Origin of the sequence: Leptospira harrisiae (assembly GCF_002811945.1) — a bacterium.
GTDB lineage: Bacteria > Spirochaetota > Leptospiria > Leptospirales > Leptospiraceae > Leptospira_A > Leptospira_A harrisiae.
This window is the reverse complement of record NZ_NPDX01000002.1, coordinates 1-21320: the sequence shown is the minus strand read 5'-3', so window position 1 is coordinate 21320 and position 21320 is coordinate 1. Positions and strand designations below refer to the sequence as shown.

The 21320-nt window shown below is 37.4% G+C and carries 16 protein-coding genes; 7 read left to right on the top strand and 9 right to left on the bottom strand.

The annotated features are described in order from the left end of the window. Positions 1 to 9 precede the first annotated feature (9 nt). The 9 genes from CH364_RS09875 to CH364_RS09835 form a co-directional block, all read right to left on the bottom strand. Positions 10 to 567 carry a YqgE/AlgH family protein gene (locus CH364_RS09875; protein ID WP_207762282.1) on the bottom strand — a complete coding sequence of 186 codons (558 nt, stop codon included), beginning with the start codon at positions 565 to 567 and terminating at the stop codon, positions 10 to 12. A gap of 8 nt (positions 568 to 575) precedes the next feature. After that, entirely contained in the window at positions 576 to 1538 is a 963-nt protein-coding gene (locus CH364_RS09870; protein WP_100743746.1) for a Gfo/Idh/MocA family protein, read from the bottom strand. Positions 1539 to 1562: 24 nt separating this feature from the next. Further along, positions 1563 to 2690 (bottom strand): molecular chaperone DnaJ, encoded by a 1128-nt coding sequence (dnaJ, locus tag CH364_RS09865; protein WP_100743745.1) that lies wholly within the window; start codon positions 2688 to 2690, stop codon positions 1563 to 1565. Positions 2691 to 2712: 22 nt separating this feature from the next. Then, positions 2713 to 4647 carry a molecular chaperone DnaK gene (gene dnaK, locus CH364_RS09860; protein ID WP_100743744.1) on the bottom strand — a complete coding sequence of 645 codons (1935 nt, stop codon included), beginning with the start codon at positions 4645 to 4647 and terminating at the stop codon, positions 2713 to 2715. Positions 4648 to 4669: 22 nt separating this feature from the next. After that, on the bottom strand, positions 4670 to 5242 hold the full coding sequence (gene grpE, locus CH364_RS09855; RefSeq protein ID WP_100743743.1) for a nucleotide exchange factor GrpE: 573 nt from the start codon (positions 5240 to 5242) through the stop codon (positions 4670 to 4672). A gap of 11 nt (positions 5243 to 5253) precedes the next feature. Next, entirely contained in the window at positions 5254 to 6285 is a 1032-nt protein-coding gene (hrcA, locus tag CH364_RS09850) for a heat-inducible transcriptional repressor HrcA (RefSeq protein ID WP_100743742.1), read from the bottom strand. Between the two features lie 146 nt (positions 6286 to 6431). After that, a complete protein-coding gene (locus CH364_RS09845; RefSeq protein ID WP_100743741.1) occupies positions 6432 to 7349 on the bottom strand; it encodes a sensor domain-containing diguanylate cyclase in 918 nt (305 codons plus the stop codon). Next, on the bottom strand, positions 7342 to 8505 hold the full coding sequence (locus CH364_RS09840) for a glycoside hydrolase family 172 protein (RefSeq protein ID WP_243401340.1): 1164 nt from the start codon (positions 8503 to 8505) through the stop codon (positions 7342 to 7344). Before CH364_RS09840 ends, CH364_RS09845 begins: the two co-directional genes overlap by 8 nt. A 104-nt stretch (positions 8506 to 8609) precedes the next feature. Then, complete coding sequence (locus tag CH364_RS09835; protein WP_100743739.1) at positions 8610 to 9101, bottom strand: hypothetical protein; 492 nt, start codon at positions 9099 to 9101, stop codon at positions 8610 to 8612. 38 nt (positions 9102 to 9139) lie between these two features. On the opposite strand from CH364_RS09835, the gene CH364_RS09830 reads away from it, so the two are divergent. The 7 genes from CH364_RS09830 (at position 9140) to CH364_RS09800 (ending at position 21313) form a co-directional block, all read left to right on the top strand. Then, positions 9140 to 11692 (top strand): [protein-PII] uridylyltransferase family protein, encoded by a 2553-nt coding sequence (locus tag CH364_RS09830; protein ID WP_100743738.1) that lies wholly within the window; start codon positions 9140 to 9142, stop codon positions 11690 to 11692. 1 nt (position 11693) lies between these two features. Continuing rightward, positions 11694 to 13322 carry an alpha-glucosidase gene (locus tag CH364_RS09825; RefSeq protein WP_100743737.1) on the top strand — a complete coding sequence of 543 codons (1629 nt, stop codon included), beginning with the start codon at positions 11694 to 11696 and terminating at the stop codon, positions 13320 to 13322. A 138-nt stretch (positions 13323 to 13460) separates the two neighbouring features. Continuing rightward, positions 13461 to 13799, top strand: a complete 339-nt coding sequence (locus CH364_RS09820) for a hypothetical protein (protein WP_125232007.1) — start codon at positions 13461 to 13463, stop codon at positions 13797 to 13799. Positions 13800 to 13894: 95 nt separating this feature from the next. Further along, positions 13895 to 15013, top strand: coding sequence for an efflux RND transporter periplasmic adaptor subunit (locus CH364_RS09815; RefSeq protein WP_100744719.1), 1119 nt, complete (start codon positions 13895 to 13897; stop codon positions 15011 to 15013). Between the two features lie 11 nt (positions 15014 to 15024). Next, positions 15025 to 18225 (top strand): efflux RND transporter permease subunit, encoded by a 3201-nt coding sequence (locus CH364_RS09810; protein ID WP_100743735.1) that lies wholly within the window; start codon positions 15025 to 15027, stop codon positions 18223 to 18225. Between the two features lies 1 nt (position 18226). Then, positions 18227 to 19654, top strand: coding sequence for a TolC family protein (locus CH364_RS09805; protein ID WP_100743734.1), 1428 nt, complete (start codon positions 18227 to 18229; stop codon positions 19652 to 19654). Positions 19655 to 19759: 105 nt separating this feature from the next. Then, on the top strand, positions 19760 to 21313 hold the full coding sequence (locus CH364_RS09800) for a histidine kinase dimerization/phospho-acceptor domain-containing protein (RefSeq protein ID WP_100787861.1): 1554 nt from the start codon (positions 19760 to 19762) through the stop codon (positions 21311 to 21313). Positions 21314 to 21320 lie beyond the last annotated feature (7 nt).

Genomic DNA, 21320 nt, shown 5'->3' with positions numbered 1-21320 from the left:
ATAAGTGGATCAATTGAGAGATGGATCTTTTGTATGGTCAACAAAGTATTTGTAGATTCCACCTTTGTTGCGAAGGGCCTCTCGCCAAACAACCTCAGATTCGCCTTCGCTAAAAACGATTGATTCGTCTACTAAATCCGATACTACCCAAGATAACCTTTCAAATTCACTTTCCAATTGGCCGGACGACCAACCAGCATATCCTTGCAAAACACGAAACTGAATTTGATCAGAGGACAAAACTTCAATCATCGTGTCAAAACTTCTAGCCATATATATGCCAGGAACAATTTCAACACCAGGATCTTCTGTTTGTTTTCCATTATGAAGTATAGATACGAACATATTGTCCACAGGCCCACCAGAGAACACCTGTTTGTTGGCATATGCGGTTTCAGGAAGATTTTTGATTAATGATTCCATGGTTTGGTCGGTAGGTTTATTTAAAACCAAACCAAAAGCCCCGTCATCATCATGATCTACCATAAGGACAACGGATTTGTGAAAAAAATCCTGAATCACACTTGAATTGGAAATGAGTAACTTTCCGCGAGTTGAATCAGGAATGTTTGTCATTATTTTTTCCCGTGAATTTCTTCCAGGATTTTATAAGCCACTTCTAATGTTTTAATGTCAGAATCACCCTTCACCATCGGTTCGGATTCTCCTTTGATACATTTTACAAAGTGCTCATGTTCCTGTTTGAGTGGATTGTCTTTGTGAACAAAGATTTTTTCCACGATGGATTCTTGTCGATATTTGATTTCACCACTTCCCAGTTGAGTGGTTGAACTTGCTTGTCTATGTAACTCAATCTCCTGGTTTGTAAAATCTAAAAACACATAAGAATCTTTTTGGGAAATGTTGAGAGTTCTAATTTTTGCTTGGGAAGCACGCGATGCATTGAGAGATGCAACACATCCATTTGCAAAGGTCAAAACAACACTTGCTACATCTTCATGGTTGGAAACAATAGAGGATCCAACTGCTTTGACATTCGTTACTTCTGATTTAACTAAGTTCAAAACAATGTCGATATCATGGATCATCATATCTAAAACCACACCAACGTCAGTGATACGACTGTTGTAAGGAGCAATCCTTCTAGATTCAATGAGAAGTGGGTGTTCGGCAATTTTTCCAAGTTCTAAAACTGCTCCGTTGAACCTTTCCACATGCCCCACTTGCAAAATCAAATTGTTTTGTTTTGCTAAGTTTACAAGTTCCTTGGCTTCTTCTACAGTTTGTGAAATTGGTTTTTCTACCAATACATGTTTCTTTGCTGTTAACGCTTGTTTAGCGATTTTGTGATGTAGGAACGTTGGCGCTGCAATGACCAAAGCATCTGTTTCCGCTAACAATTCTTCTATTGTAGGGAATGCTTTAGTTTTGTGTTTTTCAGCAATTTGATTTGCACGTTCCAAGTTGGCATCAAAGATTCCGATGAGTTCAGCATCAGAAAGCTGTTTAGCAACGTTTACGTGGTATTGACCCATATGGCCAGTACCAATGACTCCGAGTCGGACTTTTTTATCCATAGATGCTCTCAATACTCCAAAAGTTCAGCGGAAAAACAACTTAGATTTTCCGCCACTGCCGACCTTTTCGCCGGACTCACGGGCAAATTCTTCCATCAGTTCTCTCTGTTTTTTAGAAAGTTTCTTAGGAATTTCTACTTTAATGATTACGTGTTGGTCCCCTTTTCCATAAGAACCAAGGTATGGGATTCCGTGTCCTTTCAATCGGAAGATTTGTCCACTCTCTGTTCCTTCCGGAATTTTCAAGTTGATGGTTTTTCCGTCAATGGAAGGCACTTCAATCTCACCACCAAGGCAAGCCATGGATAAAGAAATTGTTTTTTGAACAATTAGATCATTTCCTTGGCGTTCAAAGGTTGGGTGTTTTTTAATATGTGTGACTACATACAAATCCCCACTCGGGCCACCGTTTGGTCCAGACTCACCTTCCCCAGAAACTTTGAGTCGGCTACCCGATTCAACACCTGCTGGAATTTTAATATGGATAGTTCGTCTTTTCTCTGTTAGGCCCTCACCCTTACAAGTTTTACAAGGATTTGAGATGACCTTTCCTTTTCCTTTACAACGAGGGCAAGTGGTTGTGACACTAAAGAAACCTTGTGTCCTTCGCACTTGGCCTGTTCCCGAACAATCAGGACAAACTGTAGGCGAAGATCCTTTTGACGCACCTGAACCAGAACAATCCACACAGGTTTCGAGTCTTGGAATTTCTATTTTATATTCTTTTCCAAGTGCGGCATCTTCTAAACTTACTTCTAAATTATAACGGAGATCCGATCCCCTTTGAGGACCGGACCTTCTTCCACCACCGCGGCTACCGCCAGCACCTCCGCCTCCGAAAAATTCACTGAAGATATCACCGAAGTCTCCAAAGATATCAGAGAAGTCTGTATAAGCTCCTGCTCCATACCCTCCGCCAGCTCCAGCATTTACGCCTGCTTTGCCGTACTGATCGTAAGCTGCACGTTTTTGCGCGTCACGTAACACTTCATAGGCTTCTGTCGCCTCTTTGAATTTTTCTTCCGCTTCTTTATCACCCTTATTTTTGTCAGGGTGATATTTAATGGCTAACTTACGATAGGCGCTCTTGATCTCATCATCAGAGGCACCTTTCGAAACGCCTAATACTTCGTAGTAACCACGGTCGCTCATAGTTTTACTTCTTTTTCTCTATTTATTTTTTATCTTCATCAACTACGGTGTAATCCGCATCAACGACCTTTTCGCCACCGGCAGAAGATTCACTTGCACCTTGTCCAGGAGCACCTGTTTGGTCTGCACCTGGAGCTCCGGCTTCAGGACCTGCTTGTGAATAAATCTTTTGTCCAATTTGCATTGCGACTTCTTGGATGGAATCACGAGAAGCTTTCATTCTTTCTACGTCACCAGATTCCATAGCTTCACGGCCGCGTTTGATTTCGTCCTGTGCTCTTTGTTTTTCTGATTCGTCGAGTTTGTCGGCAGATTCACCGATGGTTTTTTCTAATTGGTAAACAATGGCTTCCAATTCGTTTTTAGTATCAGCAGCTTCGCGAAGTTTTTTATCTTCTTCTGCATGAGCTTCTGCATCTTTTACCATCTTTTTGATTTCTTCTTCAGAGAGTCCCGAAGAAGATTCAATACGAATCTTTTGTTCTTTTCCTGTTCCTAAATCTTTCGCAGATACATGGACGATACCGTTTGCGTCGATATCAAACGTTACTTCGATTTGAGGTACTCCTCTTGGTGCCGATGGAATTCCCACTAAGTCAAAACGACCAAGGGTTCTGTTGGCACTAGCCATTTCACGTTCCCCTTGTAATACATGAACCGAAACTGTTGTTTGGCTGTCTGCAGCAGTAGAGAACACTTGTGACTTTCTTGTAGGGATGGTTGTGTTTCTTTCGATGAGTTTTGTCATCACACCACCGAGAGTTTCAATCCCAAGAGATAATGGAGTTACATCGAGTAACAATACGTCAGTAACATCACCTGCAAGAACTCCCCCTTGAATCGCAGCACCAACGGCTACCACTTCATCAGGGTTCACAGATTTGTTTGGCTCTTTACCAAAAATTTCTTTTACAAGTGCTTGCACTGCAGGGATACGAATCGATCCACCCACAAGGATAACTTCATCAATTTCGCTAGCAGAAAGACCTGCATCTTTTAATGCATTGATACATGGAATACGAGTTCTTTCTACAAGAGATCTTGTGATTTCATCAAACTTTGCTTTGGTGAGTGTCATATCCAAATGTTTTGGACCAGAAGCATCAGCTGTGATGAACGGAAGGTTGATTTGAGTGGAAGATGTTCCAGACAACTCGATTTTAGCTTTTTCAGCAGCTTCTTTCAATCGTTGTACTGTGTTTTTATCTCCTGAAATATCAATTCCAGTTTGTTTTTTGAATTCATCGATCATCCACTGCATGACCACGTTATCAAAGTCGTCACCACCAAGATGAGTGTCCCCATTTGTGGATTTTACTTCGAATACACCGTCACCAAGTTCTAGGATAGAAACGTCAAATGTTCCACCACCTAAGTCGTATACGGCGATCTTTGCACTGGTTTTTTTCTTATCAAAACCATATGCAAGTGCAGCTGCTGTTGGTTCGTTGATGATACGTTCTACTTCGAGACCTGCAATTCGACCTGCGTCTTTAGTTGCTTGTCTTTGTTCGTCATTGAAGTAAGCAGGAACAGTTACTACTGCTTTTTTTACTTCATGGCCAAGAAAGTCTTCCGCAGTTTTCTTCATTTTTTGAAGAACACGAGCCGCAATTTCTTGTGGAGTGAATTCACCAGAAACGGTTTCAAATTTCACACCATCATTTCCGGCACGGATCACTTTGTAGGATACCATCTTGGATTCGTCACCAGCTTCGTTAAATCGACGACCGATAAAACGTTTCGCAGAACGGATAGTGTTTACTGCATTCGTAATTGCCTGGTTCTTGGCGAACTGACCTACAATGGTTTCACCCTTTGCGGTAAAGGCAACAATCGAAGGAGTGGTTCTTGCCCCTTCTGAGTTTTGAATGACAACAGGATCTCCACCTTCCATAACCGCCACACAAGAGTTAGTGGTTCCTAAATCGATACCTATAATTTTTTCCTTAGACATAGTCTTCTCCTTCTTACTTATATTAACTTTGTGGTTTTCCCACTTTTACACGTGCAGGACGAATGGATTGTTTGTTTTCACCTTCTTCATGGTAATAACCAGCTTGGTAAGTTTCCACAACAGTCTCTTCCGTAAACTCTGCACTTTCCTCAGAAGCAATTGCTTCCATAAGCATTGGATCAAACGGCATTCCTTTCGGATCTAAACGTTTGATTCCTTCTTTTTCCAATACGGAATAAAATTCCTTTTGAACCATCTTAATCCCTTCAACGAAAGCTACCACTTCAGGAGTTTGGTTTGGAACATTCGATACTCGTTCCAAATTATCCAAAGCACCAGTGAGTCCTTCCGCGAATTTTTTAATGGATTCTTTTCTTGCATTTAACAAGTCGTTTGCGGATCTACGTTTGTAGTTTTGAAACTCCGCACGTTCTCTTAACCAAGAATCTTTTAAAGTTTCGATTTCCTTTTTAGCGTTATCGAGTTCTTTTTCAGCACCTTCTACCGCTTGTTCAATGGCTTCATCCGTAATGGCCTGCCCTTCTTCGACTGACACATTTTGTTCATCCACGGATCCGTTTGTTTCTTCTGCCATTTTTCCTCCTACTATCTACTCAATTTCGTAATCATTTCTGAAACTAACTTTGAAGTGAATTCAATCAAAGGTAATGCCTTGTTGTAATTCATCCTCTGAGGACCAATGATTCCCATGGAACCAATCCTCTTCTCTCCCATTCGGTAATTGGTTGTAATGATGGTAACTCCACCTAACTTCTCATTACCGTCTTTTCCGATAATGGTATAAACACCATCCATCGGAACATAATCGCTAAAAAACTCTTTGAGGAACTGTTTTTCATCAAATAGATGCAGGATGTTTTCTAATTGTTCCTCTTCATCCTTAAAGTTTTCGTATAAATTTTTTAATCCATCGATATACAAGTTATCAACGGACAAACTGTCCGATCCCATGGCTCTCGCAATTGATGGTGCAAATTGAGAAAATCCTTCTGGACCTTCCTTTTTCATCATCATCTGAGGGATCAGATTACTTTGAATTTCATGAACATCAAAACCTTTGACGTTATCATTCAAATATCTTGAAATTTGATACAGGGTCTCTTGTGAGATGTGATAATCGAAAAATATATTTCGATTGAGCACAGTACCTGACCGCATCACAAGAATCATAAGAACTTCTCCACCATTTACATGGATGAGTTCAATATGTTTGAGTGTGTCAAGTGACCCTTCAGGGCCAAGAACCACACTCGCTGATTGCGAAAGGGAAGCCAAAACTTTGGATGTGGCTATGAGAACTTGGTCCAAACGAAATTGCATCCGAAGATACTCTTCCTGGATCCTTTGTTTCTCACGCATGGTTAACTCAAACAAAGTCACCAAACTATCCACATACAACCGGTACCCACGTTCTGTGGGAACACGACCGCCAGACGTATGCCTTGCCACGATGAAACCCATCTCTTCCAATTCCGCCAAACAAGAGCGGATGGTGGCTGGGGAAACACCGATATCGTATTTTTCAGAAAGGGTTTTGGATCCTACCGGTTTGTTGTCCGATACAAATTCCTCAACCAACGCTTTCAAAATAGATCGATGTCTAGGCGATAGATCCATGTCCTACTGGCACTTCCTTTAGCACTCTGATGATTAGAGTGCCAATCTATGCTTAAAGTTTATGGATTTGGGATTTTTTCGTCAAGCAGGAAGAAGACTGGAGCCTGGAATTTTAGCAGAGTTTGTGATAATCTGCTAAAATTATGTCACACTGGATAGACTTGGATCTGGTTTCGTCCGTGATTCTTCGCTTGGTAGAGTGCAATGTCCGCCAATTTCAAAATTTCTTCTGGCTTTTGGAGGGGATGCACCTTTGTGTAACCGATACTTAGCGTGATGTTGAGGTAATAGTTATCAAAGATGAAAAACCGATGGTTTTCTACCGATTCCCGCAAGCGGTCGAGGACAATCGTCGCTCCTTCTGTAGTTGTGTCTGGAAGGATGCAGCCAAACTCTTCTCCGCCAATCCTACCCACTGTGTCTTCTTCCCGGAGGCAATCCACAAAGATATTGGCCATTTTTTTGAGAACCAAATCCCCTATATCATGCCCGTAAGTATCGTTAATGACTTTGAAATGATCAATGTCGAGGACCGCAAGAACCGATTCCCGGTTGCGGCGTTTGACAGTGGCCACTGTTTTTTGCAAACTCTCTGAGAAGGAACGGCGGTTCGGCAACATCGTGAGTTCATCCATATAAGCCAAACGTTTCAAACTATTGATGAGAACATTTTTTTGTTCTTCGAGACGTCTACGTTCACGAACATCACGAATGATGGCCGCATAAAACATTTGGTTTTCGTTACGAATGGTAAAGGCTCGGATTTCCACGGGAATGGTTCCTTTCGGTTTGGTAACCAATTCCAGCTCTTTCAAAAAACCTGCAATATAATGTGAATCTTTGGAACTAACAAAGGTTTCAATAGAACTTTGTTCCCCTTTTTCGTTAGGGGGAAAAAGAAAAGAAAACGTTCTTTGTTCTAATTCCTCCTTAGTAAATCCAGTTAACGATTGTAATGCTACATTACTAAAAAGTATTTTACTTTCCGTGTCTAAAACAACGATTGCATCGATGGATTGGGATACAATTTCTCTAACAAATACGTCTGTATAAATCTCATTCATTGCCCCAAATTTCCCCATAACCTTTTTCGCTTCGGAACGAATCCCGCCACTTGTGGATATGACGAAAATTAATTTCTGGTTTGTTGGACCGGAATTCCTTTTTCGGCAAAACCTTCATGGGTTTTGGATTCAGACCTTGATACCAATAAGCAACAGAGATTAAATCCAAGGTCAAGGAATTTGCATGTCCATGCTCCAATAAGAAAAGGAAATTTTTTTCAAATCGAATGGGGGATTCCACCCAAAATCGATATAAATGAGTTCTGCCTAACCAACCAACAGATTCGGAAACTCGTGGATATCCGAAGTACGGATGCATAAAGATTTCCTTTGGTGACCAAGCTGTGTTAAAAACATCTTCGGTTCCAGTTCCCTTTAGGTTTGCTTCTGTTTGGTTTCCATCGATGAAAATCAGATCATCGCCTTCTCCATACCAAAGTGGTGTAGGAGAATCCACATACAAATTAAGACCAATGAACTGACCTTTGCCTTCCGTTTCGAGAACAGAAAAGTAATTTTCCTTTTTAAAAACAGTTTTTTCTGTATTACCAAGAAGGCCCCATTCGTTTTCTTTCCCATTCTTTGTGTTAGGTTGGGTCACTGAACGATTCCACTGTGCATGGAAACGTAAATTAGAATTTAAAGGTTCTTTCCATTCTTCATAATCAATATAAAAATAAAAATTGCTGATGTCTTCCTCAGATTCATTTTCAATTTCAATCTTTGCCCCCGATTCAAAAGGCATAGGAAAATAAGAGTTCATAGATTTTCCTTTTTTGGGAGCAGCCACAAGTGGTGCGGAATTCATAATGTATTCTTCTCCCCAACCTTGTCCAAAAAATTCACCTAACGGAACTTCGACGGATGGATGAGAATGGTTGTCCCAATAAATGCGAATTATAGTATTTTTTCTGGCCATAAGATCCTTACTCGCTAGGGTCATCCAAATATGTTTGATGATTCCTCTGGATTTGATCTCGGCGATTGTGACTGTTTTTTTCTTTGGAATTTTGATAAAGTCATCATTTCCATTTGTGGGATCTGCACTCGATATTCTTTGGTTGCGATAAGTTTTGTCTTTCCAAATCGAAGATTCCCATCCATCAGCGAACAATGGATTGGTGGAATTGCAACAAATTCCGATAAATAGAATCATGATTCTTTTATTTTGGAAACAAAATAAGTTTGTCCCAAAACCAGTTAAAATTTGAAGATAGCGGATGAACATAAGGTAAGTTCTCAATTTTTTTTTAGATAACGTCAGCCAGTCTGTGCCTTTTGTTTCCCACGATTCACTAATGTAAGAAAAATTCCAGCTAACACAAGTGATTGCAAAAAGATTTCAAAAACTACATAAATATGTATAGAGAGAGAAACTTCAGGAATCAAAAAGACCATTCCTTCCAAACTCCCAACAGCGGGAGAAATCGCTGCAAGACCTCCAAGCACAGTCCTCATCCAAACCAAAACAAACATCTGTTTGCCGAAAGTTTGAGTCCGAAACCAATCCCAAATCAGAATCAAAAAAATAACCATTAGGATTGCTTGCAAAATAAGTGTGGGAAACAGCCAAAACATCGCCCTTGACCAAGCGGCACCATCGTTTGCCGTGATGAGGAACAATGGGAATACTGCGCTTTCACCTTCATAATACTCTTTCATTACTAACTGGAAATAGGGGATAGAAACCAGCAGATACGCGGAAAGATGGCTGAAAATAAACTGAATTGTGATTTTAATCTTCGGATTCATGTTAAAGTTGTCCAATAAGGTAGGAAACCCATCTTAACATGATGAAATCAGAACTCAAGGCAAAACTGCAACGGACATTTCCAAAAGCCAAAACAGTTTCTTCAGGTCGCTTATTCACTCGCCAGTTGAGTAATCTTGTAGATGAGTCCATTCGTGCTCTTTTCAACGAGGTCTCTGTAGGAATTCCTTTAAAAGACCATCTATGTTTGATTGCCGTCGGTGGTTATGGTCGTAGGGAACTTGCACCCTACTCTGATATTGACATTCTCTATCTTCACGATGGAAAGTTACCAGAAAAAATCCTCGGCGAAATCATTTCTAAAATTAATACATTTTTATATAACAATGAAAAGGAAGTAGGACATTCTTGTCGTACGATCAAAGAATCTTTTTTATATTTGGACCAAATCGAAACCTTTCATTCTGTTCTTGATTCCCGATTTCTTGTAGGATCAGAGATCCTATTTCAAAAATACAAAACAGAATTTTTAGCAAAAATTCCAGAGAAAACCATCAAAGTTTTTAATGAATGGAAACTTTCATATCTTAGAGAACGAATCATCAATTCATACAATCCAATTCTACTTTCTGAACCTAATATCAAAAACGATCCATTGGGACTTCGTGATATCCAACATATGTATTGGATTGAAAAAACCAATCCGCTCGCTGATTCTGCTGATGGAGGAATTTTTGATTTTTATCTGATTGGAGATAGTTTAACTCTTTTATCTGCTTATGATTTTTTACTTTTAACAAGATCTGCACTTCATATCATCAGCGGAAGAAAAAATGATAGATTGGATTTAGGATTACAACCAGAGGTCGCAGAATTTTTGGGTTTTGGTCCTAAGAACGAAATCAAAACTCTCGAATCATTTATGAGCCAATTTTACAAAGCTCAAAAAGATGTGTATTTTTATATTGGAACTTATTTAGATGAAAAAACTAATTTAAATAAAAAAAGAATTCAAAAAGAACTTTCAAACCCAGACAGTTTGTATGATGACATCATTCAGTTTTTTGCAGAATCACAAAACAACCAAGAAGAACCTTCCCGCATAGATCTAAACCAAATTCGTTTCGCATCACATTTCTTAGATGATGATTTCAAAAATCAAAAATCTGTTTTAGATACCTTTTTGGAAATGTTAAGAAAAAAAAATCGAATTGGGCATACACTCACTCTAATGCATGAATGTAACATACTTGGAAAACTCATTCCCGAGTTTGGAGCTTGTACAAACTTTCCTCTGTTCAGTTACCACCACCAATACACTGTCGACGAACATACCCTTTTGATCTTGAGGGAATTGGATGTTCTCATCGCTGATTTATGGGAAGATCGACAAGTCCAAGATGTGTTTAACGTTTGTGAAAAAATCGAAATTTTAGCACTAGCGATTCTCATCCATGATGCAGGGAAAGTGAAAGAGGGAGACCATAGCCAATACGGAGCAGAGCTTGCTCTCATCATTGCGGAAAGGTTTCGATTGTCTGAAGAAGATACGGAACTTTTACGATTCCTCGTCGCCGAACATATAGTCATGTCGGAGTTATCTTCCAAAAGAGATATTTATGATCCAAAACTAATCTCTTCTTTTGCAAAACAATTTTCTAATGAAAATACACTTAGACTATTGTACATTCTCACCATCATTGATACAAAATCGGTAGGACAGGGTATCTTAACTAACTGGAAAAAAGAAATATTACACTTTCTCTTTACTTCTACACTCACTTATCTACAAAAAAAAGAAAACTTAACCGACACCCAAGATCGAATTGAGACAACTTTAGAAACATACTTAATCGAAAAAGAAGGCCTTACCGCCGAACAAGCAGAACATATTGTCGCGTTTGGGATGAAAATAAGACCCAACTCTTACTTAAACTACAATACACCAAGGCGAGTTTTTCAACATTTCAGCATACTTTTTGATTGGATCAGTTCAGGTTTGCCCTTCCGAATGATCACCGAAAGAGAACCAGCATTTGTCACATTATCTATTTTTGCAAAACCCGATAAACAAATGTTACTTTATCTTTCTGGAACGATATCCTCATTAGGACTGAACTTAGTAGGTTTGCGACTCTTTCGAACAGAAGAAAACCAACTTATCTTACAAGCACAAATCACAGATGAGTATGGTAGTGGTGAAATTGCCGAACAACAAATTGTAGATATTGAAACCACATTAACAGAATGTATTGAAGGCAAAACTAATATCGAAGATTTAGCATCCACAACAAACATTTGGAAAACTCTCCCACAAATTCCCGATGGAATGGTAGAAGAACTAGTGAAATTTGCTAATGATATCTCCGAATCCTATTCCGTTTTAGAAGTTAGAGTTCCCGATTCTATTGGACTAGTGTATCGAATTTTAAAAACATTACTCGACTTTGAGTTAGATGTTATTTTTGTTAGGATCTCAACCAGTGCGGATTTTGCTTATGACTCATTTCATATTCAAACCAAAAATGGTAGAAAAATTGAAGATACTGGATTACTCTTAGCAATCAAAGAAAGAATCCTTTCAGTGGCTCGAGTCAAAGAAAACCAAGGAATCATGGAGATTAATTTTTAATATGGCATGGTGGAAAGAAGCAGTCATCTATCAAATTTATCCACGTAGTTTCCAAGATTCCGATGGAGATGGAATTGGAGATTTAGAAGGGATCATCGAACGATTGGATTACCTAGCCGGTTCCAAAGATTCCCTTGGAATTGATGCAATCTGGTTATCTCCAGTATATCCATCTCCCATGTTTGATTTTGGATATGATATTTCTGATTATGAAGAAATAGATCCTGTGTATGGAGACATCCAAACCTTTAAACGTTTGTTAAAGGAAGCTCATAAACGTGGAATTCGAATCATTATGGACCTTGTGGTCAATCACACCTCGCATCTGCATCCTTGGTTTATTGAATCCAGATCTTCTGTCAATAGTCCCAAAAGAGATTGGTATATATGGAAGGAACCAAACCACAATGGACCACCAAATAATTGGTTAGGCGCATTTGGAGGCTCCGGTTGGGAATATGATAAACGTACTGGTGAGTATTATTTCCATTCCTTTCTAAAAGAACAACCAGATCTCAACTGGCGCAATCCCGATGTAGAGGATGCCATATTCAAGATGATGAAGTTTTGGTTGGATATGGGAGTAGATGGGTTCAGACTAGATGTTGTCAACTTATATGTAAAAGATGAATTTTTAAGAAACAATGCCTCCTACTTTATGAAAGGACCGAGACCTTATGATAAACAAGTGCATGCTTATGATCGTGATCGTCCCGAAATGCATGGAATCCTTCGACGGATGCGTAAACTTTTAGATTCCTATCCCGAAAAACGAATGTTTGTTGGTGAGATCATGCAAGATTTCCCAGGAAATGTTCTTCTACCTGCAACATACTGTGGTAGAAATGATGAGTTGCACCTTGCTTTTAATTTTATGTTCCTCTTCTCACCATGGAAGGCCGAACGGTTCTTTCAAATCGTAAAAGATTTTGAATCTGCACTTGGAGAAGACAACTGGCCAAACTATACTCTTTCTAACCATGATTTCCCAAGACATATCACAAGGTATGAAAAAGGTGTAGATACCTTATCAAGAGCAAAACTCGCAGCTTGTATGATGTTAACTCTTCGAGGAACTCCGTTTTTATACTACGGCGAAGAAATTGGAATGAAACGCCAGAAAGTTCCTTATAACAAAATCCAAGACCCGGTTGGGAAACGTTATTGGCCTTTTCATCCTGGTCGCGATCCTGAACGCATTCCTATGCCTTGGAATGGTACAGAAACAACCGGATTTTCAACAGGAAAACCATGGCTTCCTCTTTATGAAGATGCTCATAATGTCAATGTGGAATCCCAAAAAGAAGATCCCAATTCTTTGTTTTACACTTATAAAAAATTAATCCAACTCAGAAAAGACAGAAAGTCTCTAAGAAAAGGTAAGTTAAAAATTTTTCTAAGCCCCGATAAACAGGCGCTCTATTACAGAAGAAGAGAAGGTAAAGAAGAGACATATATATTTTTGAACTTTTCTTCAAAGCCAGTCAATGTTTCTTATCCAAGAAAATGGATCCTAGGTGAAATTCTATTTAGTACAACAAATCGATCTTCCTCATTTGAATTAGAAAAAGAGTTGGACCTCGGTGGTTTAGTTTTGTTCCCAAATGAAGCTGTAATTTTTGCGAAATAAAAAATATTTTTTTAATAACAAAACAAACAATTTCTCTTCTAATATTTGGATCAAATTTAGAATTGTTTTAAACTGTTGACAATTCTCCTTTCGGGAATTGCCTGGCAGTAGATGGTTCGGGTAATGAAAAAAACTGTCATGAGTAGATTAGCAATCATACTATTCTCACTTATATTCATCAGTACTAACACTGAAGGATACCCGGCTAGTTTTACTTCCAACGTTGAAACAAAATCATATAATCCATCGAGTTTATATGATTTTAACTCTGTTGTTAGCAGTATTTCTGAACCAAGTGAAGAAGAAGCAAAGTTAGATTTTTTCCACCAGAATCAAATTCATTCTGCTTTATCTTCTTATTCTCCACTACTTGTTGATTTTTTCTCTGAATTGATTGCTTTCGGTTCATTAGAACCTGTTTCAATTGAAAGTCTAGAAAAACCAAAGAACCGCGCTCCTCCCATCCATTCCACCTAACATCTTTTCCCTTTAATGGCAGCATACCTATGCCGCCTGATGATCGTAGATCAAAATCATTTGTTGTAACATTGCGTTCACAAAGTGAGGACACCATGGAATTTTCTTTAGAGTATAAAAACTCGCATATTCGCAAATTTTCAATATTTATCATTAGTATATTCTTATTAAATTTTATTCTAGTAAACTGTCATTCTGGCAACCACGAAGAAAAAAATTCTCTTACAGCTGCTTATCCTTGGAAACAAGATGTAACAATTGAAAAAAATTACGTGGCCCAGGTAAAAGCGATTCAAAGGATTGAAGTGAGGGCTTTTGAAAAAGGTTACTTAACAAACATCTATATGGATGAAGGAAAAGTTGTCAAAAAAGGACAAAAACTTTTTCAAGTCATGCCAATGCTTGTAAATGCTCAATACGAAAAAGCAAAAGCTGAGTATGAATCAACTTCCATCGAATATGAAAACACAGAAAAACTTTTTAAGGAGAACGTGGTTTCACAAACGGAGTTATCATTAATTAAAGCTAGATTGAAAAAAAATAAAGCAACAATGGATTTGGCTCAAATCCATCTCAACTTGGCAACTGTTACGGCTCCGTTTACAGGGATTACCGATCGTTTCCAAGTTCGTCTTGGAAGTTTGGTAGAAGAAGGAACACTTTTAACAACCATATCTGATATTTCAAAACTTTGGGTTTACTTTAATGTTTCTGAAAAGGATTATCTAAATTTTACAAATGAAAGGAAATCAGGGGATAAACCATTAAAAGTTAAATTTTTAATGGCAAATAACCAACTTTTCAAATACGAAGGTGTCGCTGATACAATCGAAGGAGAATTCGATAGCGAAACAGGAACAATACCATTTCGAGCTACATTCCCAAATCCAGAAAGACTTTTGCGTCACGGTGAAACTGGTAATGTTGTAGTTCATGAAAAATTAAACGATGCATTGATCATTCCTCAAAAAGCAACCTTTGAAGTTTTAGATAAACACTACGTTTATATAGTTAATCTTAAAGGTAAAATCAAAGCCACTGAGATCAAAATAGCAAATGAGATTCCTCATCTATTCGTAGTCGAATCAGGCATAACAGAAAATGGTATCATTCTATTAGAAGGACTTGGAAAAGTTCATGATGATGATGTTATCAAATATAAAGTAGAATCTCGTGAAAATATTCTGAAAAGTTTTGATTTAGCTGCACATTAGGAGATTAATTTATGTTTACTAAATTTCTCCAACGACCAGTTCTAGCCATCGTCTTATCCGTTTTAATTGTTTTTGTAGGATTAATTTCTATAAAAAACATTCCTGTATCACAATTTCCTGAAATTGCTCCTCCAAGGGTAACCATCACTTTATCCTTTCCAGGTGCAAGCGCACAAGTATTAGTTCAATCAACAATCACCACTTTAGAACAAGCAATCAATGGAGTCGCAGGGATGCGATATATGATTTCTTCTTCTACAAGTTCAGGTGATGCCATCATACAAGTATTATTTGATCCTGGAACCAATCCAAACGATGCGTTGGTTCAAGTAAAAACTAGGGTAGATCAAATGATGTATCGGGTTCCGGCTCTAGTACGTTTGGAAGGTATTTTTGTACAACCAGTTCAACCCAGTATGTTGTTGTATGTAAACTTATACAGCAAAGACCCAAATGCGAGTGAAAAGTTTCTCTATAACTATGCTACTGTTTTTCTGTTACCTGAATTAAAACGAATTCATGGAATCGGACAGGCAAAGATTTTAGGAACAAGACAATATGCCATGCGTATTTGGTTAAATCCTGATCGAATGCGAGCCTACAATGTTACAACAGCCGAAGTGATGAAAGCAATTGAAAATCAAAGTATCATTGCAAGGCCGGGTCGACTTGGACAAAGTTCTGGAAAACAAGCTCAGTCATTAGAATATACACTCACTTATGAAGGTTGGTACAACGAACCTGGGCAATATGAAAACATAATCATTCGCGCAAAAACTGGAGGCGAAGTTTTATATTTAAAAGATATTTCTAAAGTAGAACTTGATAGTGAGTTTTATAATATTTACTCCGATGTCGATGGCCATCCAGCTGCAGCCATTATGTTCAAACAAACAGAAGGAAGTAATGCAAAAGAAGTTATCGAGGATATCAAATCAAAGTTAGAAGAATTAAAGAAAACATTTCCTCCTCAAATGGATTACAAACTCAGTTACGATGTTTCAAACTTTATTGATGCAGCGATTGAAAAGGTAATCCATACTCTTGTAGAAGCATTTGTACTTGTTGCCATTGTAGTTTTTATCTTTCTCGGAGACTGGCGTTCCACCCTCATACCAATTATCGCGGTTCCAGTGTCATTAATAGGTGCCTTCTCTTTTATGATGGCATTAGGTCTCACTATTAATTTAATTACACTCTTTGCAATGGTACTTGCGATCGGAATTGTCGTAGATGATGCCATCGTTGTTGTCGAGGCAGTCCATGCAAAAATGTCAGAAGAACATTTGAGCGTTTATTTATCAGTAAAAAGTGTTTTGGGTGAAATTAGTGGAGCTGTCATTGCCATCACACTTTTGATGACAGCCGTTTTTGTTCCTGTTACTTTTTTACCAGGGCCAGTGGGAGTTTTCTATCGCCAATTTGCAATAACAATGGCAACTTCCATTGTATTGTCAGGATTTGTAGCCTTAACACTCACTCCAGTGTTGACTGCTATGATTCTAAAAACCCATACACACAAAAGTAAAACTCACAACCCAATTGATATTTTCTTAAACAAATTCAATTTTTATTTTGATATAGTCACAGAAAAATATGTAAACTTAATGCATCGTTTTTCGGGATCAAAAGTTTTTATCATATCCATCCTACTTAGTTTTACCGTTGGATTTTTGATACTAACACAAATTGTTCCAGCCGGTTTTGTTCCTGGTGAAGATCAAGGTATGATTTACGCAGTCATACAAACTCCTCCGGGCTCAACAATTGAAAAAACAAATGATGTCGCACGTAAATTACAAGAAGTTGCTTTAAAAATTGAAGGAGTCGACTCGGTAGCTTCTCTTGCTGGTTATGAAATTTTAACAGAAGGGGAAGGTTCTAATGCTGGAACATGCCTAATTAGCTTAAAAGATTGGTCCGACAGAAAAAATTCCGTACACGATGTAATGGAAGAGCTCGAACATAATACAAAGAATTTTGGAGCAATTATCGAATTTTTTGAACCTCCCGCAGTACCAGGATTTGGTGCTGCTGGTGGTGTTATGTTTCGTTTGTTGGATAAAACAAATAGTGGTGATTATACGGCATTCGATAAAGTTCATGAAGAATTTATGGGTGAACTACGGAAAAGAAAAGAATTAACAGGTTTATTTTCTTTTTACTCCGCAAAATTTCCTCAACTCGAAGTAAAATTAGATCGAAAACTTGCCATGCAAAAAGGTGTGAATATCGGTGAAGCAATGGACAATTTAGATATCCTCGTTGGTAGCACCTATGAACAAGGATTCATTCGCTTTAATCAGTTTTTCAAAGTTTATGTTCAGTCTCTTCCAGAATTTCGAAGATTACCATCTGATATTTTGAAGTTATTCACACCGAATGATAAAGGAGAAATGGTTCCTTACTCTGCATTTTTGTCCCTTGAGCAAAAACAAGGTGCCAATGAGATTACAAGATACAATGCGTATACTTCATCAGTGATCAATGTTTTACCAAACAAAGGTTATACGACTGGTGATGCGATCCAAGGAATTAGAGAAGCCTCCAAAAACCTTCCTTCAGGATTTGAAGTAGGATGGGAAGGACTTTCCTACGATGAAGCTGCGAGAGGAAATGAAGCCATATTTATTTTTTTAGCGGTAATCGTCTTCGTTTATCTTGTCCTATCAGCGCAATATGAAAGTTTTATCATTCCCTTTTCGGTGATTCTTTCCCTCCCACCAGGAATTTTTGGTACATTCTTTCTATTAAAATTGTTAGGCCTTGCCAACGATATCTACGCTCAAATTGGAATGATTATGTTAATCGGACTACTAGGTAAAAATGCAGTGTTGATCGTCGAATTTGCAAGACAGAGACAAGAAGCAGGATTAACCGTGTTTGATGCTGCCATTGAAGGGGCAAAAGCAAGGTTTCGTCCAATTCTTATGACTTCCTTTGCATTTGTCGCAGGTTTATTACCTCTAGTTTTTGCAACTGGACCTGGTGCCATTGCAAATCATACGATCGGTGCTTGTGCATTAGGTGGAATGGTGTTTGGAACCATCTTCGGTGTGATCATCGTTCCAGGTTTATATATCATCTTTGGAAATATTGCCAAAGGAAAAACATTAATCTATAAAGAAGACAATATGCCTCTTTCAGAATCTGAATCCAGCTACATCACTTCCGAAATAGAAAGAAAAAAAATAAGAAAAGGAAAAAAATAAAATGAAACGATTAATTTTATCTATTTTAGTTTTGCTAAATTTTTCCTGTATTCCTACACTTTTTCAAAGAGATAAGGAAGAATTAAAACTCCCAGAAGAATTTTCAAATTGGGAAAGTTCAGAAAAATCAGAAAAGTTAGCCAATCAAATTTGGAAAGAATTCTTCAAAGAATCACAGTTAGTTGAACTAATTGATGTCGCCATCGAAAATAATCAGGAACTTGCGATTCTAGAACAAGAGATTAGCATTTCCAATAATGAAGTGTTCGCTAGACAAGGGGAGTATCTTCCTAAATTATCCCTACAAGGCGATGCGGGAAGTGAACAGAAAGAACGATTCAGTACTCCCAATGCAAACTCACCAACACTTTTTGCCCATGGCGGACTCGTAATGAGTTGGGAAATTGATATTTGGAAAAAATTACGAAATGCAACTAAATCAGCTTATCTTCGGTATTTGGCTGGTATCGAAGGAAAACGATATGTTGTCACCAATTTAGTTGCGGAGATTACAGATACTTATTTTGAATTAGTTGCCCTTGATAACCAGTTAAGCTTGGTGGAGAACTATATTGAAGTTTTAACAAAAGTCAAAGAAATGGTAGTTCTACAAAGAGAAGCTGGAAGGACAACCTCTCTAGCTGTGAAACGATTTGAAGCAGAAGTTTCAAAAAATTTAGCAAGGAAATATGATATAGTCCAACGCATCGCTATCACCGAAAACCGTTTGAACTTTTTATTAGGAAGATTTCCAGAAAAAATCACAAGGAGATCTGAAGATTTTTTAGATATCTCTCTGCCTGAAATTCAAAAATCGGTTCCAGTTGATCTTTTGGAAAATCGTCCAGACATCAAACAAGCTACTTTGATTTTAGAATCAAGAAAATTAGATGTCGAAGTAGCACGAGCTCGCTTTTACCCCTCACTAATGATTGATGGAAACATTGGATATGAAGCTTTTAATTCAAAACATTTTAAAGGTACACCGGTTTCCTTAGCTTATGGTTTAGGAGGCGGAATCATTGCACCACTCATTAACAGAAAAGCCATTGAAGCAAATTATGCAACAGCAAACAATTTGCAGATCCAAGCTTTATACAACTATGAAGTATCACTCTTGAAAGCCTTTACAGAAGTCACTAACCAAATCGTAAAAATAAACAATCTAAACCAAAAATTTGAAGCAAAAACAAAACAAGTGTTAAATTTAAAAGAATCTGTAGAAATTTCTAACATTCTCTTTAAAGCCGGCCGTATCGATTACATAGATGTTTTATTCACACAACGCGACTTCTTAGAAGCGCAGATCGAAGTGTATGAATTAAAATATAGTTTACTAGAATCTAACGTCGGTTTGTATAAAGCACTTGGTGGTGGATGGAGAGGTCAAAAAGAACCGGACGGAGAAAGGAAAACGAGTAACTTTTAAGTTACTCGGAATTTTTTTATCATTTTAAGGATATATAAATAGATCAAAAATGAGTAGGTAATTCTAGTAGACAGCCAATGATTAGTATCGAATTTTCTAAAAGTAGTGGTTTTAGGAAATCGAAAGGTAACGTTATTATTTCTTTTTTTAGTAAACCAACTTACTTTCTTTCAGTGCAATCAGTTCATATTCCATTCAAATTCACCAGTAGCTAAGAATGGGTATCTCGATTTATCCAATCCTAATGACCAAATCATAAAAAATGAGTTCGCAAATTTAAAAGGTGAATGGAAATTTTTTTGGAATGAATCTAAAAATGCAAACCAACTAGAAAATTTAGAATCCGAATCAGAAACCATCATTGTTCCAAGTTCTTGGAATCAAAAAATGATTAATGGGAAAAAACTAGGCAGTACCGGATATGCTACTTATTTCCTCCAAGTTAAAATACCTGAACATTGGAAAAATAAAGTCTTATTATTGAGAGTCGATTACCATGCAGGTGCTTACGAATTATTTGTTAACGGAAAACTTTCACAATCTGTAGGAACATTCGGAACAAAAAAGGAAACTTCAAAAAATGTTCATGCACCTTCCATCGGATATATTTATTCGAATTCAGAAATTCTAAACATTGTCGTTCACGAATCTAATTTTGAACATAGAGTTGGTGGAATCGGTAGAGAAATATATCTTGGTTCTCCAAAAGCAATCAATTCAATTTCCAATGAACGAAAGATTTCCGATCTATTTTCAATTAGTGTTCTATTTATTATCAGTTTATATTATTTTTTCTATTTTTTAATTAGAAATTCGGATAAATCTAGTTTAATCTTTTCGATTTTATGTTTTTTCCTACTGATCAGAGCATTGGTACAAAATGAACAAATTTTACGTGAATTTTTCCCAAATGGAAATTATAAACTATTTTTATTAATTGAATATAGTGCAATGTATTTTGCACCAAGTCTCGCATTCCATTTTTTCTCATTACCAATCGAATTTAAATTTAAAAATAAAATTATATTTTCATGTTATACTATTTCTATAAGCTACTTTGCTTATTCATTACTAGTTGATACGTTATCTATTTCGTATACAGTTTTACACTTTCAATATATAGTATTAATTTTAAGCCTGTCAACTATCGCACTAAATGTTCTTTCAATTAAAAAAAAGATAAAACATTCATGGTTATCATTAGGGAGTATGTTCATTGCCCTAATCACAATCATAATTGATATGTTAATTATCCAAGAGAAGATACAATTTCCATTTACTGCATCTTATGGCTTAATTTTTATGATTTTTACTCAAGGAATCATATTAGCGGTCAGGCATTCGGAGGCATTTAGTACAAATGAAAAACTTACAAACGAATTAACTTTATTTAATGAAAACTTAGAAAATAAGGTAAATGAGAGAACTATTGAATTAAACTCAGCTATCGAACGAATGGAAAAGTCCGTTAAAGCTAGAAACGATTTTTTAGCCAATATGAGCCATGAAATTAGGACTCCACTGAATATTATCTCAGGTATGGCTGAGTTACTTGATGAGTCCGAATTAAAACCTGAACAAAAAGAATATGTATCCATCAATATCACCGAGGAATGGGAGTTTGGATCCCAGGTTCCAAAATTAGATCCTGTCACATAACTACCAT

Excerpts from the sequence above, each read along its gene's own strand:
- dnaJ (WP_100743745.1), bottom strand. The coding sequence starts at position 2,690 with ATGAGCGACCGTGGTTACTACGAAGTATTAGGCGTTTCGAAAGGTGCC.
- CH364_RS09870 (WP_100743746.1), bottom strand. The coding sequence starts at position 1,538 with ATGGATAAAAAAGTCCGACTCGGAGTCATTGGTACTGGCCATATGGGT.
- grpE (WP_100743743.1), bottom strand. The coding sequence starts at position 5,242 with ATGGCAGAAGAAACAAACGGATCCGTGGATGAACAAAATGTGTCAGTC.
- CH364_RS09840 (WP_243401340.1), bottom strand. The coding sequence starts at position 8,505 with ATGATTCTATTTATCGGAATTTGTTGCAATTCCACCAATCCATTGTTC.
- CH364_RS09830 (WP_100743738.1), top strand. The coding sequence starts at position 9,140 with ATGATGAAATCAGAACTCAAGGCAAAACTGCAACGGACATTTCCAAAA.
- CH364_RS09835 (WP_100743739.1), bottom strand. The coding sequence starts at position 9,101 with ATGAATCCGAAGATTAAAATCACAATTCAGTTTATTTTCAGCCATCTT.
- hrcA (WP_100743742.1), bottom strand. The coding sequence starts at position 6,285 with ATGGATCTATCGCCTAGACATCGATCTATTTTGAAAGCGTTGGTTGAG.
- CH364_RS09820 (WP_125232007.1), top strand. The coding sequence starts at position 13,461 with ATGAGTAGATTAGCAATCATACTATTCTCACTTATATTCATCAGTACT.
- CH364_RS09815 (WP_100744719.1), top strand. The coding sequence starts at position 13,895 with ATGGAATTTTCTTTAGAGTATAAAAACTCGCATATTCGCAAATTTTCA.
- CH364_RS09805 (WP_100743734.1), top strand. The coding sequence starts at position 18,227 with ATGAAACGATTAATTTTATCTATTTTAGTTTTGCTAAATTTTTCCTGT.
- dnaK (WP_100743744.1), bottom strand. The coding sequence starts at position 4,647 with ATGTCTAAGGAAAAAATTATAGGTATCGATTTAGGAACCACTAACTCT.
- CH364_RS09825 (WP_100743737.1), top strand. The coding sequence starts at position 11,694 with ATGGCATGGTGGAAAGAAGCAGTCATCTATCAAATTTATCCACGTAGT.
- CH364_RS09810 (WP_100743735.1), top strand. The coding sequence starts at position 15,025 with ATGTTTACTAAATTTCTCCAACGACCAGTTCTAGCCATCGTCTTATCC.
- CH364_RS09845 (WP_100743741.1), bottom strand. The coding sequence starts at position 7,349 with ATGAATGAGATTTATACAGACGTATTTGTTAGAGAAATTGTATCCCAA.